We start from the raw sequence: 16386 nt of genomic DNA on the forward strand, positions 1-16386 counted from the left end.
GGCTCAATCGCCGTCGCGGAGCTTGGTCCCGGATCCAGGGATTGCGGATCCATTGCAACTCCGATCGACTTGACGCGACCTTACGTCAATTCATTGTGCAATGCAATATTTTGTTGCATTGCACAATTTCGAAGTGATTTCAGGATCTTAGCAGGGGCGACACGCCCAAGCCGCCGAAAGGCACGGCAACGGGGACGGGAAATCTGGCGCGTTCCTCGCCATCCTGCCCATTTCCTGGTCTATTTCTTGGTCTGCTGCTGCACCTCGCTGGCGGCCTTGCCGATGGTGTCAGCCATATCCTTGCCCTGGCTCTGCGCCGCCTCGACCTGCTTCTTCAGGAAGTCCTGCTGGATCTGGCTAAGTTCCTCGACGCTGCGCGCGCGCACCAGCTTCTGCGCGAAGTCGAAGGACGCGGCCACATTGGCCTCCAGGAAAGCGAGCGCCTGGCGGTTGACGTCGCGCGCGCCGGACTGCAGGGTCTTGGCCGATGTCTCCGATTTCTCGACCGCCTTCACCGTGGCGCCCATGAAATCGTCGAAAGCCTTCTTGGCCTGGTCGACGCTCTTGTCGGCAAGGGCCCGCATCTGCTCCGGAATTTCGAATGCCGTCTTGTCAGCCATCGCCATCTCCCATGTTGAGGACAAGACAACAATAGTCCCTGTTGGGGGCGACGCAAGGCGAGCTTGCGGGCAATGCTTGCGGCATGGATCGCCTTTGATGGAAAGCGCAAGCAACACATTAACCAAAGGATGGAAGAGATAAGGGGTTGCGGCGGCACGGCGTGGACCGGGGAGGGCAGGCCCTATATTAGCTTGTCTTCAGGGACTGACGCTCTTGAGGAGAAGATTGTTCATCGGCGGACGATGAGCAGGCGGCCCCATCGATCACAGGGCTGCGCCAGGCGTGAGAGTGAGTACGCCGGAATGGCGGGAAAAGTGGCAGCTACATGAGTGCACGCAATCTTGCCTATCTCGACCTGTCGGCCTTGCCGACCGTCGGACCGGCTTTGCTGTCTGCCCGCCCGACCTTCGTCTGGGCAGCGGATGGAAGACGGGTGCTCTGGGCGAATGCCGCCGGCGCCGATTTCTTCGGCGTCGCCGAGCTCGACCGGCTGCTGGAACGCCGCTTCTCCGAGACCTTCCCCTCGACCCTCCAGATCGCCCGCTTTGCCCGCGCCCTGCCGAAGGGCGCGACCCGCATGGAGCGCATCAGTTTCGCGACCGGCGGCAGGCTGCAGAGCCTGGCGGCCCGTTGCACGCGTATCGCGCTGGGCGACGACAGCAGCGCCGTACTGATCGCCCTTGATGCGCCGCGCGGGCCGGCGTCGTCGCTGAGCGAGCGCGCCGAACGCCTGGCCGATGCGCTGGCGGCCGAGGATTGCCTGGTCGCCATTCTGGATGCCTCGGGCGAGGTGGTTGCCGCCTCCGGCGGGCTCGACGCCCTGACGGCGGCGGAAAGCGCCATCGAGGCGCTGGTCGCCGGCATCGATCGCGGCGAGGCGCGCCTGCTGAAGCGTGTGCTGCGCATCGACGACGTCCGCCGTCCGGCCGGTGTCGCGCGCTTCGAGCAGGACGATCGGCGTTTCCATCTCCTGGTCGTCGGCCCGGCGGAACGAGTCCGCCTGGAGCCGGTTGCTGTCCTTTCGGCGCCAGCGCCGGACGAAGAAGCTGCGAGCGAAGGCGCCGAGTCCGTTGGGGCGGAGCCTCCCGCTCTCGAGCCGGTCGCAGTCGCCACGGCGCCGGCCGAGCCTGTCGCCGCGCCGGAAGAACCGCCTGCGGCGGCTGAGCCGGAGCCGGAAAAGGCCGCCGCTCCGCTCCCGGTCGAAGAGCCGAAATCGGAAACCGAACCGTTCGTGGATGTCGAAAGCGCCGCGCCGCCGCTCGAGCGCGCGCCGAAGTCGATGGCGGATATCGTCGAGGCGGTTAGCGAAGCGCCCGCCGTCGAGGCCCCCGTTCCGGCCGCGACCGACATGGCGCCGGAAAAGGCTGCGCCTTCCGATGCGCCGCCTGCAACGCCGGATGGGCCGGAAGCTGCGCCTGTCGAGCCCGAGCCGGCTGCCGCAGCCGAGGCCGTCGGGGCCTCGCCGGTCGAAGAACAGCCCGGCTTCCGGTTCGAGGCGCCGTCCACCCCCGTCCGCTTCGTCTTCCAGATGGATTCGGAAAGCCGCTTCAGCTTCGTCTCGCCGGAGTTCGCGGCGGTCGTCGGGCCGCGTTCGGCCGCCATCGTCGGCGTCGCCTGGCACACCGTCGCGGCGGAGCGCGGGCTGGACCCGCAAGGCACCATTGCCGCTCTGATCGCCCGGCGCGATACCTGGAGCGGCGCGACCCTGAACTGGCCCGTCGATGGCCTGGACCTGCGTGTTTCGGTCGACCTCGCCGCGCTGCCCGCCTTTTCGCGCGATCGGGCCTTTGAGGGCTATCGCGGCTTTGGCGTCATCCGCCCGGTCGAGCTGCGCCGCGAGCCGCCCGTCGCGGCGCCGAGGCCGGTCGTGGTTCTGCCGACGCGGCCGCCCGCCACCGAGCCGTCCAATGTCGTGCGCCTGCCGCGCGCCGCAACCCTGCCGGCCGATGCCGAACGGCTGAGCATGCCCGAGCAGGACGCCTTCCGCCGGATCGCCGTGGCGCTCGGCGCCAAGGTCGAGGACGCCGCCAAGCCGGTGGCGGAAACCCCGCCCGCCGAGGAAGCCAAGGGGCAGGATGCCCCGGCGCGCGCAGTCGAGGCGACCGTCGTGCCGGAGCCGAGGGGCGATGCGCCAGCGGCGCCCGTGGACGTCGCCCAGACGGATACCCAATCGAACCAGACGTCGGCTTCGGCCGATGCCTCCGCGCCGGCTGTCCCGCAGGACGGAGCCGCCGACATGCCGGAAGTCGAGGCGACGGAAACGGCTGTCGCGCCCGAGAGTGCGGCTGTGCTTGCCGCCGAGCTACCGACGGCCGAAATTGCGCCTGCGCACGAGCCCGAACCGGTCGTGGAAGTCGTCCAGGCGCCGGAACCGGCGCTTGCAGGGCGTGTGGAAACCCCCGTCGCCCGGGCGCCGTCGCCGGACCGCCAGCTGGTCGAGGATCTTGCCGCGGCCGGGCAGAAGATCGCCGAACTGGAGGCGATCCTTGATACCGCCACGGATGGCGTCGCGGTCGTCGATGCCGATGGCTGCATCGTGCGCATCAACCGCAGCGCCGAGGCGCTGTTCGGGGTCGATTCCGCCCATGTCGCGGGCCTGCCCTTCACCCATCTGCTGGCCGAGGAAAGCCGGAAATCGGCGCTCGATTATCTCGAGGGCCTGGCGCAGAACGGCGTGGCCAGCGTGCTCAATGATGGCCGCGAGGTCATCGGCCGCGTGCCGCAGGGCGGGCTCATTCCGCTGTTCATGACGATGGGCCGGCTCGGCGAGACCGGAAAATTCTGCGCCGTGCTGCGCGATATCACACAGTGGAAGAACGCCGAGGAAGAGCTGATCAACGCCCGCCGCGCGGCCGAGACGGCCTCGATGCAGAAGTCGGACTTCCTCGCCAAGGTCAGCCACGAGATCCGTACGCCGCTCAACGCCATCATCGGCTTTTCCGAAGTCATGATGGAGGAGCGCTTCGGCCCGATCGGCACCGAGCGCTACAAGGAATATCTGCGCGACATCAATGTCTCGGGCGCGCATCTGATGAGCCTGCTCAATGACCTGCTCGATCTCTCCAAGATCGAGGCCGGCAAGCTCGACCTGAATTTCGAGGCCGTGGCGCTGAACGAGATCGTCATGGAATGCGTCGCGATGATGCAACCGCAGGCCAACCGCGAGCGCATCATCATTCGCACCAGCCTCTCGAGCCAGGTGCCGAGCATCGTCGCGGATCCGCGCTCGATCCGGCAGATCGTGCTCAACCTGGTTTCGAACGCCGTCAAGTTCACGCTGGCCGGCGGCCAGGTGATCGTGTCGACGGCGCTGGAGGAGCGGGGCGAGGTGACGCTGCGCATTCGCGATACCGGCATCGGCATGTCGGAGAAGGATGTGGAGACGGCGCTGATGCCGTTCCGCCAGATCGCGACCTCGGCGAAGCATCGCAGCGACGGCACGGGCCTTGGCCTGCCGCTGACCAAGGCGCTGGTCGAGGCCAACCGCGCGGCCTTCCAGATCGATAGCGCGGTCGGCCAGGGCACGCTGATCCGCGTGACCTTCCCGGCGACCCGGGTTCTCGCGGGGTAGGGAAGACCTTCACGTTGTCCCTCTTCCGCAAGCGGGCGAGGGCAGACTCGGCCTTCGGCTTCCGACGTCTCCTCAGGGAGTTCTTCGCTCAATAGCGCTAAAGCGCCACAGCCCTGTTTCCCTCGGTCGTCATCCCGGCGACGGTCGGGATCCATACCCGCGAGGCTGCCGGAAAGAGCTGGGGCTGTGACTGCGCGGCCGGTGTTTATGGGCCCCGGCCTCCGCCGGGGCGACGAACGTTCCACGCAGCCTGGCCTGCTTGGCTGTCTCAAGCGCTAGGCGCAGGGGCGCGCTTCAGTAGGAGGCGAGTCCCAGCCAGCCCCTGCTAGGGGCCTCAGCCCGCCACCGGCCTCGTGCCGAGGCTTGTAAAGAATCGCAGCAGATAGCCATCCGGGTCGGCGGCGACGAACTGGTGGTGGCCGAGTTCCTCGTCCTCGCGCCGATACCAGCGTTCCTCGAAGGGCAGGGTGATCGGCGCCGCGTCGCGCATCCGCGTCCAGAGCGCATCGACATCCTCGACCTCGATCTGGAAATTGATGCCGCGCCCGAAGGGACGCTCCAGCGCCGCCTTGTGGAAGCGGCGGCCGGGGCCTTCCGCTTCCTCCAGCATCAGATGCACGCCGTCGCGATCGAGGAACACGAACCCTTCCTCCGGGCGGCCGTACAGAATGCGGAAGCCGGCCAGCCCGATATAAAAACGAAGCGACTCGTCGAGGTTCGAAACCTCCAGTTCGGGCACCAGTTTGGGCGGCATCGGTTCTGTCCCGGGCCGCTATTCGGCGGCGATCTGCATGGAAAGGTTGTCGAGCGAAGACACGATATGTTCGGCCAGCGCGTCGACGATCGGCGTCGTCGGCTTGTTCCAGGCGCGGATGAGCCCGATTTCGCAGGGCGCGAGCTTGGGGAAGCCATCGGCCTCGCCCAGCACGCGCATGCCCGGCCGCAACGCCGATTCCGGCTGCACCGAGATCGCGAGCCCGGCCAGCACCGCGGCGGCGAGCGCGGTCGAGTTGTTGCTGGAATAAAGGATGCGATAGCGCCGCCCGGTCTGGGCGAGCGCCTCGATCGCCGTCTTGCGCCAGCAGCAGGTGTCGCGGCCGAGCGCCAGCGGCAGCACGTCGTCCTGTTCGAGCTGGTGGTGGTTCGAGACGACCCAGAGCAGCGGCTCCTGCCGGACCACCTCGGTCATCGGCGTGCCCTTGATGTTGGTGATGATGCCGAGATCGAGCTCGCCGGCGCGCAGGCATTCGATCAGCTGCACGGTCGGCTCGCACACCACCGTCACCTCGACGCGCGGATTGGAGCGCGAGAAGCGGGCCAGGATCTCCGGCAGGAAGCGGTCGGCATAATCGTCGGGCGTGCCCAGGCGGACACGGCCCGAGAGTTCGTCGTCGTCGAAGGCGGCCATCGTCTCGTCCGACAGGCGCACCATCCGTCGGGCATAGCCGAGCAGGCGCTCGCCGTCTTCCGTCAGCTTGGCGCTGCGGCCGTCGCGGCCGAAGATCGGCTTGCCGATCCGCTCCTCCAGACGACGCATCTGCATCGACACCGCCGACTGGGTCTTGTGAACCGTCTCCGCGGCGCGCGTGAAGCTGCCGGAGTCCGAGATCGCGACGAAGGTCCGCAACTGGTCGAGATCAAGCATCGATGCCATGGCACTACCCTCGCTGGATGCCGCCGCCGTTTCGCTCTGCCGGGCCCGCCCCGATGGTTCGCCCGCGAACGAAGCATCGCCGTTTCCGCTGGAGCGGGACGTCGGCGCGGGGCAAACAGGCTTCCAGGCCCCACGATAAGCATCATCAATTCCGATGGCTGATATTAGAAACATTCGTTGGAATGATCAATCGGGACGGGGCATCTTCAGAGCGTACCCGAGACGCGTGCCGGACAACCCCTTCGAAGCATTCGAAGGACTTCGCCACGCCTGCCGTTGGAGGCTGACATGACCACATTCGAAACGTTCACCCCGCATGCTCGCCCGTCGCGTGGCCGCACGATCGTCCTGATCGTCGCCCAGGTCGCGACGGCACTTGTGACGCGCGTTCGCATCTGGAAAAATCGTCGCTCCGTCGCGCGCCTTCTCGATTGGGACGCCCGCATGCTGAGCGATATCGGACTGACGCATGGCGATGTGTATTCCGCCCTGTCGACGCGTGCCGATGAGGACGCATCGGTCCAGCTCTCCATGCGCTCGCTCGAGCGTCGCTATGCCACCCAGGCGCAGGCGAAGGACCGCCTCGTCCATGCCCGGGAATTGCGCGGCTCGTCCGCCCGCTATCAGCGCAAGGCCTGAGAATCGCGACGAAATCGTTGCTCAGGCCCTGCGATACCGCCGCAGCCGGAACCCCTAGATCCCCTGGCGGTTCCGCACTTGGCCCGCCGCTCTCGTGGCGGGCCCTTTTCTTTTCCGTGCGACGGCGGCGTCAGTCCTTGCGGGGCGTCGTCGCTGGCGCGAAGCGGTCGAAGATCATCTCCATCGACTTGCGGTAGTTGTCCTGCATGCTCTTGCCGGCATCGAACAGGCGGTCGATCACTTCCTCGTTGCTCATCGGGCCGGGCTCCGGCTCGGGCTCCTTCTCCTTGCCGAGGAAGCTCTCCATCAGCGTGACGAAGGGGAGGTCGGGCCGCTTCTGCGCCGCGGGCTTCGGCCGGGCGCCGCCGCCCGTCATGTCGCGCATCATGGCGAGGAACGGGTTGTCGTAGCTCTCGGTCTGCCGCTGCAACCCGCCCATCATCATGTTGGCCATGACCGGCATCATCCGCCGGATCACGTCATGCGCGATGCCGGTGGATGCCTCGACCTGCAGCGCCACAGCCTTGGCGACCTCCGGCGAGCCGAACATGCGCTCGACGATGCCGTTGCCATCGGCCTGGGCGCGGGGCGTCATCGCCGCCAGCGGATTGTCGAAATAGGACTGGAACTGGCCGGCCCCGACCTGCTGCCAGAAGGCGGCAACGCCGAACGGGTCGGCGGAGGTGCGCCGCATGCCAAGCCAGAAGGCCGGCATCATCGCCTCGAAGGCCTTGGACTGCTGGTCCTGGGACAGGCCGAACTCCTTGGCCATGGTCGCGGCGAAGGCGCCCTGCTGCGCCTCCAGCATCAGATCGTAGAAGGTTTTCATCATCTTGCTCCCGCCGCCCCAAGGGCATGTTCGGCGCGGCGGTCGGCCCGCGTCAACTCGTTCGTGTCGATCGCCGCGATCAGTGCGTCATCAAGACCGGCAGGCTCAGGCCAGTCAGCATGCCGCGCGTCGCGCCGCCGAGGATCCATTCCAGCAGCCGGCTATGGCCATAGGCGCCCATGATGATGATGCCGGAATCGGCGTCGATCGCCGCCTGGCGGATGGCCTTGGCGACGTCCTTGCCAGGATTGGGCACCTTGCGGATGCTGCTTTCCACGCCGTGGCGCAGCAGGTGGCCGCAGAGCCGCTCGCCGGTCGGCAGCTTCTTGCCGTCGTCGACCAGCACCACTTCGACATGCTTGGCCATTTTCAGGAACGGCATGGAGGCGCGCACGGCGCGCGCGGCGGTGATCGTCCCGTCCCAGGCGATCATGATGCGGCTCGGGTCGATCGTCGTCTTGCCCTTGCGCGGCACGATCAGCAGCGGCGCGCCCGCATTGAACAGCACGGCCTCGATCAGCGCTTCGCGCACCGGCTCGGGATGGTCCGGGTCGTCCTCGCCGATGATGACGAGATCGGCCAAGCGCACTTCGTGCACGATGCCGTCCAGGCCGCCGCCGGCCATGACGTCGACCAGATGCGCCTCGCCCTCGATGCCGGTTTCTGCGGCGATCTTGTGGAAGGCGTCGATCGCCGTCTCCGCTTCCTTCATCGCCTGGTTCCGGGCGCTGATCATGAAGTCGGCCGGCACGGGCGCCACGGCATAGCCGGGCACGATCGGATCATAGGCGAGCGAAAGGCCGGTCAGATGGGCGCCGAGACGCTTGGCGAGATCGGCCGCGGCGCGCGCGGCCGGCCGGTCGCCGGCCAGATCGACGACGACGCTGATGTCCTTGATATCCATGATGCGCTCCCTTGGCTCTCTCGATCCTGGCGAGGCTAGAGTCTACTCCGACCACGCGCTTTGAGAAGGATCAATCGGCAAATATGCGCAACTAGTAGGCGTGGCGGCGGAAGACTTCGCTGATGTCGCCGTTCCACTCCGTCCGGCATTCGTGGAGCAGCCGCTCGGCCAGGGTCTGGCCGCTGGCGACGATCTCCTCGAGCGGCTGCAGATAGACCGTCTCGTCATGGCCGTCGCTGTTGAGATAGCCGCGCGCCGTCAGTCCGCGCCGTGCGATCTGCACCATTTCGCGGGCGATATCGCGGACCGTGTGGTTGCGGAACGGCGTCGAAAGCGCGGTGCGGGGCACGCCGTCGCGCAGGGCCTGCCGCTCCTCCACCGTCCAGTCCTTGACCAGTTCCCACGCCGCGTCGAGCGAGGGCTGGTCGTAGAGCAGGCCGACCCAGAGCGCCGGCAGCGCGGTGAGCGGCCGCCACGGACCGGCATCGGCCCCGCGCATCTCGATGTACTTCTTCAGCCGCACGTCGGGGAACAACGTGGTGAGATGGTTGTTCCAGTCCGACAGCGTCGCGATCTCGCCCGGCAGGCCCGGCAGTTCGCCCTTCAGCAGGTCGCGGAACGACTGGCCGGCGACGTCGTGATAGGTGTCGCCGCGCTTGACGAAATACATCGGCACGTCGAGCGCCCAGTCGACATAGCGCTCGAAGCCGAAGCCGTCCTCGAAGGCGAAGGGGATCAGGCCGGAGCGCTGATTGTCGGTATCGCGCCAGATCTCGGCGCGGTTCGACAGCAGTCCGTTGGCGGCGTTGTCGATGAAGGGCGAGTTGGCGAACAGCGCCGTCGCGATCGGCTGCAGCGCCAGCGAGACGCGCATCTTCTTGACCATGTCGGCTTCGTCGGAGAAGTCGAGATTCACCTGCACCGTGGAGGTGCGGAACATCATGTCGAGGCCGCGCGTGCCGACCTTCGGCATGTAGCGGGCCATGATCTCGTAGCGCGATTTCGGCATCACCGGCGTCTCGGCCAGCGACCAGATCGGCGAGGTGCCGAGGCCGATGAAACCGATGCCGAGCGGCTCGGCGCACTGCCGCACCTGGGCGAGATGCGCGTGCAGTTCGCGGCAGGTTTGGTGGATCGTCTCCAGCGGCGCGCCGGAAAGCTCGAACTGGCCGCCGGGCTCCAGCGAGATGGCGCCGCCGCCGATGGGGTCGACCAGGCCGATGATCAGGCCGCGATCCTCGATCGGCTGCCAGCCGAGAAGACCTTCCATCAGGCGGAGGATACGCTCGATGCCGCGCGGGCCCTCATAGGGGACGGGCGTCAGGTCATCGGTGTAGAAGCCGAATTTCTCGTGCTCGGTGCCAATCCGCCACTGCGCTTTGGGCTTGGAGCCGCTGGCAATTACGTCGACGAGTTCGTCGCGCGATTCGACGATCGTGGAATCGGTAGCGTCGCGGGCCATGAGTACTCCGAAGCAGTGAGGCGCGGCACAGTAGCGGCGCGCCAGGGGAACGGCAATGGAGGGGCCATTACCTCGCAAAACCGAGACGGGCGGTGGACCGATCGCCTGAATCGGTGCACCGATAGCACCGAGGACATGCTTTCAGGGAGGAAAATCAGAATGACCGATTCGGCGAGACCGGTTGCCATCATCACCGGAGGGACGCGCGGCATCGGCGCGGCGATCGCCCGGGCGCTTGCTTCGCGGGGCGTCGACCTCGTGCTTTCCGGCCGCCATCGCGACGAGCCGGTGGAGAAGCTGATGCGCGAACTCGGCGCCGTCACCGGCGTGCTGTTCCATGCCGCCGATGCGGCCGATCCGGCTTCGGCGCCGGCGATCGTCGATGCCGCGCTCGCGCGCTTCGGCCGGGTTGACTATCTCGTTCCCTCGGCCGGCGGCGCCGTGCCGGGCACGGCTTTGACGGTCACGCCGGAGGCTTGGGAGAATGCCTTTCGCGTTCACGTCCATGCGCCGTTCCACCTGTTCCGCGCGGCGCACGCGTCGCTCGCGAAGCAGGGCGGGGCGATGCTCCTGATCTCGTCAGTGGCGGGCCTGCGCGGCTGCCCGGCGACCATTGCCTACCAGACCGTCAAGGGCGCGCTGCCGCAGATGGGCCGGGCGCTCGCCCGCGACCATGGCCATGAAGGCATCCGCATCAACACGATCTGCCCCGGCATCATCGAAACCCGCTTCCACGAGGCGATGACGCCGGAAGCGCGCGCCAACAACCTCGCCAACCGCATCCCGCTGCAGCGCCTCGGCACCCCCGAGCAGGTGGCGACCGCCGCCGTCGAGCTGCTGACCAACGAGTTCATCACCGGCGAGACGCTGGTGGTCGATGGCGGCATGAGCATGCGGATGGTCTGATTACGAAACCCGGAAGGCCCACGCCTTCCGGGTTTTCTCGTTCCTCAGCGCCGGCCGAGCACGATGACGTTGCCGACCATGACGAGGGCGAGGCCGGCGATCGCGAAGACCGTCCAGTGATAGCCTTCCGCGAAGGTCGAGATCAGCAGGGCGAAGACGGGGAACAGCACCGTCGAATAGCCGGCGCGGCCTGAGCCGATCCGGCCGAGCAGCGTCAGATAGGCAAAGAAGGCGACCACCGAGGACAGCAGCGCCAGCCATAGCAGCGAGGCGATGTACTGGAAGGACGGGTCGAAGATGAACGGCTTGCCGAGCAGCGCCGCGGTGATCGCCAGGATCGCCGCGCCATAGGCCATGCCCCAGGCGCTGGCCGAGACGACCGGAATGCCGCGTTTCTGCGCCGAGGCGGAAATCATGTTGCCGATGCAGAAGAACAGCGTGCCGCCGACGCAGAGCAGCAGGCCGATGGCCGCGTCGTGGTCGATCTCGGTGCCGGCGATCTCAGGCCAGAACATCAGCGCCACGCCGCCGAAGCCGAAGGCGGCGCCGAGCAGCACGCGCCGGTCGACCGACTGGCGCAGGAAGATCGCGCCAAGCAGCATGTTGAAGACCGAGGCGAGCGAGAAGATGACGGCGAGCAGGCCCGAGGCCAGCTTGGCGCCGCCGATATAGAACTGCAGGAAATTCATCGAGAAGATGAAGAAGCCGAGCCCGATGAAGCGCAGATGGTCGGCGAGCGGGAAGGCGAGGCGGTGGCGGCGCACGATCGCCCAGCCGAACATCACCAGCGAGGCGAGCAGGAACCGCCAGGTCAGCGCCACCTGGGGTGCGACGACGCCGAGCTGCAGCTTGAGCGCGATCCAGCTCGTGCTCCAGGCAAACACGGTGACCGCATAGAGCGAATAATCGAGCCGTGTCATCGCCGCCTCGGAGGGCTTGGCGCGTGGGAGGGCGGCCGGGGCGATTTCGGTCGCGTGGGTATCGGTTGGGGGAGACATGCGGCGATCCGGATGGCTGGGGGACTGCACCGAGAGCAGGAACCCCGCACCCCGTCCAGCAAATCTTTGTGAGCGGTGACGTCACCCAGATTGATGGGTCCGATGTTGCAATGCGGGAAAGTCGCGGAATTCAGCGCCTAATTGCGAAGGCGTCGCGCTTGGCCCGCGGGCGAAAACCGGCGCCGCCGCGGCCGCTCGGCAAAGCTTACCGCGATTTAATGAGAAACGTTCAGGCGACCGCGCCATAGCAATAGCGGGGGACGCAGGAAAGCTCGTCATGCGCAGATCCGTTGTTGCCGTGCTGGTTGTTGCCGCAGTGGTTGTCGTCGGGGTTGCTTATCGGGAGGGGCTTCTTCCCGCCTCGATCGACCGGTTCGCGGCCAGCGACGGTCCGCCGGCGGATGCAGGAGGCGGTGGCGGCGGGGGTAAGGGCGGGCGGCGCAACGCCACGCCGTCCGTGACGGTCACCCAGGCGGAGACCGGCGACCTGCCGGTCCGGCGCTCTACCATCGGCTGGATCAATTCGGTCGCCTCGACCCCCGTGACGACGCAGCAGCAGGGTGTCGTCACCCGCATCGCACTCGCGAACGGCGCCGACGTGAAGGCCGGCGATCTCCTGGTCCAGCTCGACGATCGCGCCGCGCAGGCAACGCTGGCGCGCGACCGGGCGGCGCTCACCCGCGACCAGGCCACCGTCGTTGCCACCACGGCCGACCTGAAGCGCGCGCAGGACCTCGTCGCCCGCAAGGTCGATTCCAGCCAGCAGCTCGACCAGGCCGTCGCGGCCGCCGCCAGCGCCGCCGCCGTGGTCACGCTGGATCAGGCGAATATCGACGCCGATCAGGTGGTGGTCGACGACATGCGCATCACCGCGCCGCATGATGGCCGGCTCGGCGCCTTTCTGATCACGGTCGGCAGCCTCGTCCAGCCGGGCAACTCGGTGGTGATGCTGACCGACATGACCCATCTCGAGGCCAATTTCACCGTCTCCGACGCCGATGTCTGCTTGCTGCGGCAGTCCCTGGCGGCAGGCTCCGTGCCGGTGCGCGTTTCGCCCTCGAACCAGCCGACGGCGGTGGCTATCGGCCCGAAGGCCGCCGCCGCGACGCAGCCTCACCCCGCGACCCCGGCCGGCAGCTCGGCCGAGGCGACGGTCGATTTCATCGACAGCACCATCAATACCAGCTCCGGCACGATGGCGGTCCGCGCCGCCGTGCCGAACGACAACCGGCTGTTCTGGCCGGGGCAGGCGGTCAAGGTCGATGTCGATCTCGGCATGCACACCAACGTCGTGCTGGTTCCCACCGTCGCGGTTCAGCCGGGGCAGCAGGGTTCCAATGTCTTCGTCGTCAAGCCGGACCAGACCATCGACGTCCGTCCGGTCGAGCTTGCCGGCATTGTCGGGGATCGCGCCGGCATTGTCTCGGGCCTCCAGGCCGGCGAGGCGGTGGTGACCGAGGGTCAGCTCTCGCTTGCCAGCGGCACGAAGGTGAACGTCCGGGACGCCAAGCCGGCCGTCGCGCCGCCGCCAAAGGGAGCGCCGAAAACCGGGCCGCAGACAAGCTCGAGCGCGCCTCAAGCGGTCAGCGGATCGGAGGCCAAGCTGTGAAGATCTCCGAGCTCTGCATCCGCCGCCCGGTCGCGACCATTCTGTTCTTCCTCGGGGTCGCCATGGGCGGCGTCTTCGCCTACCAGCAATTGCCGGTGGCGGCGTTGCCGGAAGTCAGCTTCCCCACCATCAGCGTCAGCGCGCAATTGCCCGGCGCCTCGCCGCAGACCATGGCGACCGCCGTCGCCACGCCGTTGATCAAGCAGTTCGAGACCATCTCGGGCATCGACACGATCAGCGCCACCAGCTCGCTCGGCAATTCGCAGATCGTGCTGCAATTCGCGCTCAACCAGAACATCGACACCGCCGCCGGCGACGTTCAGGCGGCGATCGACCGCTCGCTGCGGCAATTGCCGCCGAACATGCAGAACCCGCCCAGCTACCGGAAGGTCAATCCGGCCGATGCGCCGGTGCTGCTGCTGGCCGTGCAGGGCGATACGCTGCCGATGTCGACGCTCGACGATTTCGCCGAGAACGTGATCTCGCCCAGCCTTTCCACGCTTCCCGGCATCGCGCAGGTCGGCGTCTATGGCGGCCAGACCTATGCCGTCCGCGTCCAGGCCGATCCCGACAAGCTCGCCACGCGCAATATCGGCCTCGATCAGATCGCGTCGGCGCTTGCCGCCGCCAACGACCAGACGCCGGTCGGCACGATGCAGAACCGGAGCCAGTCGCTCGTCATCGACGCGCCGACGCAGATGACAAACGCCGCGGCCTTCAAGCAGCTGATCATCGCCAATCCGAACGGCAGCCCGGTGCGGCTTTCGGATGTCGCCAATGTCGTCGACGGCGTGCAGAACGCGCAGACGGCCGGCTGGTATGACGGCACGCGCTCGATCGTGCTGGCGATCCAACGCCAGCCGAGCGCCAACACCGTCGCCGTGGTCGATGCCGTCAACGCGCAGCTGCCCAAGCTGATGGCGTCGATGCCTGCCTCGATGACGATCAAGGTGCTGAACGACCGTTCGACCTCGATCCGCGCCGCTATCGCCGACGTGCAGACCACGCTGGCGATCACCATCGGCCTGGTGATCCTGGTGATCTACCTGTTCCTGGGCAAGGTTTCCGCCACCTTCATCCCGGCGCTCTCCGTGCCGCTGTCGCTAGTGGCGGCCTTTGGCGGCATGTATTTCTTCGGCTTCAGCGTCGACAACATCTCGCTGCTCGGCCTGACGCTCGCCGTCGGCCTCGTCGTCGACGATGCGATCGTCATGCTCGAAAACATCATGCGCCATGTCGAGGAAGGCATGCCGCCCTTCGAGGCGGCGCTGGTCGGCAGCCGCGAGGTCGGCGCGACCATCGTCTCCATGACGCTGTCCCTTGTCGCCGTGTTCCTGCCGGTGCTGCTGATGGGCGGCGTCATCGGCCGGCTGTTCAACGAGTTCGGCGTCGTCGTGACGCTGGCGATCGGCGCGTCGATGGTGGTGTCGCTGACGCTGACGCCGATGCTGGCGGCGCGCCTGCCGAAATCCGCCATCAGCCACGTCCGGCGGGGACCGGCCGCCTGGTTCGAGCGCGGCTTCCTCTGGGTCGAGGGACGCTATGACCGCGGCGTCGGCTGGTGCCTGGCGCATCGCTTCATCATCCTCGGCGTCTTCCTGGCCTCCGTCGTGGCGTCCGGCTGGCTGTTCATGACGCTGCCGAAGGGCTTCTTCCCGCAGGAGGATATCGGCCAACTCTCGGTCTCGACCCAGGCGCGGCAGGATATCTCCTTCCAGGCCATGGTGGGGCTGCAGCGGCAGGTCGAGGCGACGTTGAAGGCCTCGCCCTATGTGGATCACGTCGCCTCCTTCGTCGGCGGTGGACCGGGATCGGTGACGCTGAACTCCGCCTCGCTGTCGGTGCAGCTGAAGCCGAAGGATGCGCGTCCGCCTGTCAATGTCGTCATGAACGATCTGCGGGCGCAGCTTTCGCGCATTCCCGGCATCCAGTCCTACATCCAGCCGGTGCAGAACCTGCGCATCGGCGGCGTCAGCTCGCAGAGCACCTACCAGCTGATGCTGCAGGCGATCGACCAACAGGCGCTGAACGACTGGGCGACGCGGATGACCACGGCGATGCGCGGCGACCCGCATTTCGTCGACGTCGCCAACAATTTGCAGAACAACGCGCTGCAGGCCCGCATCGTCGTCGACCGCGACAAGGCGGATTCGCTCGGGATTTCCGCCGCCACCTTGCGCCAGACCCTGGAAGACGGCTTCGGCACCTCGACGGCGGCGACGATCCAGGCGACCGGCTCGAGCTACGACGTCATCCTCGAATATGATCCGGATCTGGCCTGGTCGGACAGCCTGCTTTCCGACATCCGCGTGCGCTCGTCGTCCGGCACGCTGGTGCCGCTGTCGAGCTTTGCCAGCGTCCAGCGCGCGGTCGGCCCCGTCACGGTCAACCAGCTTGGCCAGTTGCCGGCGGCGACCATCTCGTTCAACCTGCCGGACGGCGTCGCGCTCAGCCAGGCGACGGACCAGATCGAGGTGCTGAAGCAGCAGATCGGCGTGCCGGCCAATGTCTACACCTCCTATGCCGGCACGGCGCAGGTGTTCCAGCAATCTTTGGCGACGCAGGGCATCCTGATCTTCGCGGCGGTGCTGACGATCTATGTCGTGCTCGGCATGCTCTATGAGAGCTTCATCCACCCCCTCACCATCCTGTCCGGCCTGCCGGCGGCGGCCTTTGGCGCGCTCGTGGCGCTGAAGATCATGGGGCTCGATCTCTCGGTCATCGCGCTGATCGGCATCCTGATGCTGATCGGTATCGTCAAGAAGAACGCGATCATGATGGTCGACGTCGCCATTGTCGGGCAGCGCGAGGAGGGCCTCGCGCCCGAGATGGCGATCCACCGAGCGGCGGTGCGTCGGTTCCGGCCGATCATGATGACGACCTTCGCGGCCCTGCTCGGCGCGGTGCCGATCGCGCTCGGGACCGGCGCCAGCGCCGAACTGCGCCAGCCGCTCGGCATCGCGGTGGTCGGCGGCCTGCTGGTCTCGCAGCTTCTGACGCTGTTCATCACGCCGGTGATTTTTGTGGAGATGGAGCGCTTGAGCCGGTTCCTCGCCGGATTGCGCCATGGCCCTTCGGCGGAGCCGGCGACGCCGGCCGGATCGCCTGCGGCGCCGGCACTGCTGCCGCAGCCGGCCGGAGAATAGCTTCGGCTCATTCGCGACAAGCGCGGGCTGGCGGAATCGTTCGGATC

The 16386-nt window shown here is 67.2% G+C and carries 12 protein-coding genes; 5 read left to right on the forward strand and 7 right to left on the reverse strand.

Features of this window, described 5'->3' with window-relative positions; genetic code table 11:
* Window positions 1–239 precede the first annotated feature (239 nt).
* Window positions 240–620 carry a phasin gene (locus tag ABIE08_RS16530; protein ID WP_354552681.1) on the reverse strand — a complete coding sequence of 127 codons (381 nt, stop codon included), beginning with the start codon at window positions 618–620 and terminating at the stop codon, window positions 240–242.
* 326 nt (window positions 621–946) lie between these two features.
* On the opposite strand from ABIE08_RS16530, the gene ABIE08_RS16535 reads away from it, so the two are divergent.
* Window positions 947–4192, forward strand: a complete 3246-nt coding sequence (locus ABIE08_RS16535; protein WP_354552682.1) for an ATP-binding protein — start codon at window positions 947–949, stop codon at window positions 4190–4192.
* A 334-nt stretch (window positions 4193–4526) separates the two neighbouring features.
* Here ABIE08_RS16535 and ABIE08_RS16540 read toward each other — a convergent pair whose 3' ends face one another.
* Complete coding sequence (locus ABIE08_RS16540) at window positions 4527–4946, reverse strand: bleomycin resistance protein (RefSeq protein WP_354552684.1); 420 nt, start codon at window positions 4944–4946, stop codon at window positions 4527–4529.
* Window positions 4947–4964: 18 nt separating this feature from the next.
* Window positions 4965–5846: a LysR substrate-binding domain-containing protein gene (locus tag ABIE08_RS16545; protein WP_354552685.1), complete on the reverse strand. Its 882-nt coding sequence runs from the start codon at window positions 5844–5846 to the stop codon at window positions 4965–4967.
* 288 nt (window positions 5847–6134) lie between these two features.
* Between ABIE08_RS16545 and ABIE08_RS16550 the strand changes: the two genes are divergently transcribed.
* A complete protein-coding gene (locus tag ABIE08_RS16550) occupies window positions 6135–6485 on the forward strand; it encodes a DUF1127 domain-containing protein (RefSeq protein ID WP_354552686.1) in 351 nt (116 codons plus the stop codon).
* A 130-nt stretch (window positions 6486–6615) separates the two neighbouring features.
* On the opposite strand, the gene ABIE08_RS16555 is transcribed toward ABIE08_RS16550, so the two are convergent.
* The 3 genes from ABIE08_RS16555 to ABIE08_RS16565 form a co-directional block, all read right to left on the reverse strand.
* Window positions 6616–7314, reverse strand: coding sequence for a DUF937 domain-containing protein (locus ABIE08_RS16555; RefSeq protein ID WP_354552687.1), 699 nt, complete (start codon window positions 7312–7314; stop codon window positions 6616–6618).
* Window positions 7315–7393: 79 nt separating this feature from the next.
* Window positions 7394–8218 carry a universal stress protein gene (locus tag ABIE08_RS16560; RefSeq protein WP_354552689.1) on the reverse strand — a complete coding sequence of 275 codons (825 nt, stop codon included), beginning with the start codon at window positions 8216–8218 and terminating at the stop codon, window positions 7394–7396.
* A 91-nt stretch (window positions 8219–8309) separates the two neighbouring features.
* Window positions 8310–9680, reverse strand: coding sequence for a glutamate--cysteine ligase (locus ABIE08_RS16565; RefSeq protein WP_354552691.1), 1371 nt, complete (start codon window positions 9678–9680; stop codon window positions 8310–8312).
* Between the two features lie 159 nt (window positions 9681–9839).
* Here ABIE08_RS16565 and ABIE08_RS16570 point away from each other — a divergent pair, with 159 nt between their 5' ends.
* Window positions 9840–10586, forward strand: a complete 747-nt coding sequence (locus ABIE08_RS16570) for an SDR family NAD(P)-dependent oxidoreductase (protein WP_354552692.1) — start codon at window positions 9840–9842, stop codon at window positions 10584–10586.
* Window positions 10587–10630: 44 nt separating this feature from the next.
* Here ABIE08_RS16570 and ABIE08_RS16575 read toward each other — a convergent pair whose 3' ends face one another.
* Window positions 10631–11584 (reverse strand): DMT family transporter, encoded by a 954-nt coding sequence (locus ABIE08_RS16575; RefSeq protein ID WP_354552693.1) that lies wholly within the window; start codon window positions 11582–11584, stop codon window positions 10631–10633.
* Between the two features lie 277 nt (window positions 11585–11861).
* On the opposite strand from ABIE08_RS16575, the gene ABIE08_RS16580 reads away from it, so the two are divergent.
* Together ABIE08_RS16580 and ABIE08_RS16585 are read left to right on the forward strand one after the other, a co-directional pair.
* Complete coding sequence (locus tag ABIE08_RS16580; protein WP_354552695.1) at window positions 11862–13193, forward strand: efflux RND transporter periplasmic adaptor subunit; 1332 nt, start codon at window positions 11862–11864, stop codon at window positions 13191–13193.
* Window positions 13190–16339 carry an efflux RND transporter permease subunit gene (locus ABIE08_RS16585; protein ID WP_354552696.1) on the forward strand — a complete coding sequence of 1050 codons (3150 nt, stop codon included), beginning with the start codon at window positions 13190–13192 and terminating at the stop codon, window positions 16337–16339. Before ABIE08_RS16580 ends, ABIE08_RS16585 begins: the two co-directional genes overlap by 4 nt.
* Window positions 16340–16386 lie beyond the last annotated feature (47 nt).

The sequence above is a fragment of the Kaistia defluvii genome (assembly GCF_040548815.1).
Lineage (GTDB): Bacteria > Pseudomonadota > Alphaproteobacteria > Rhizobiales > Kaistiaceae > Kaistia > Kaistia defluvii_A.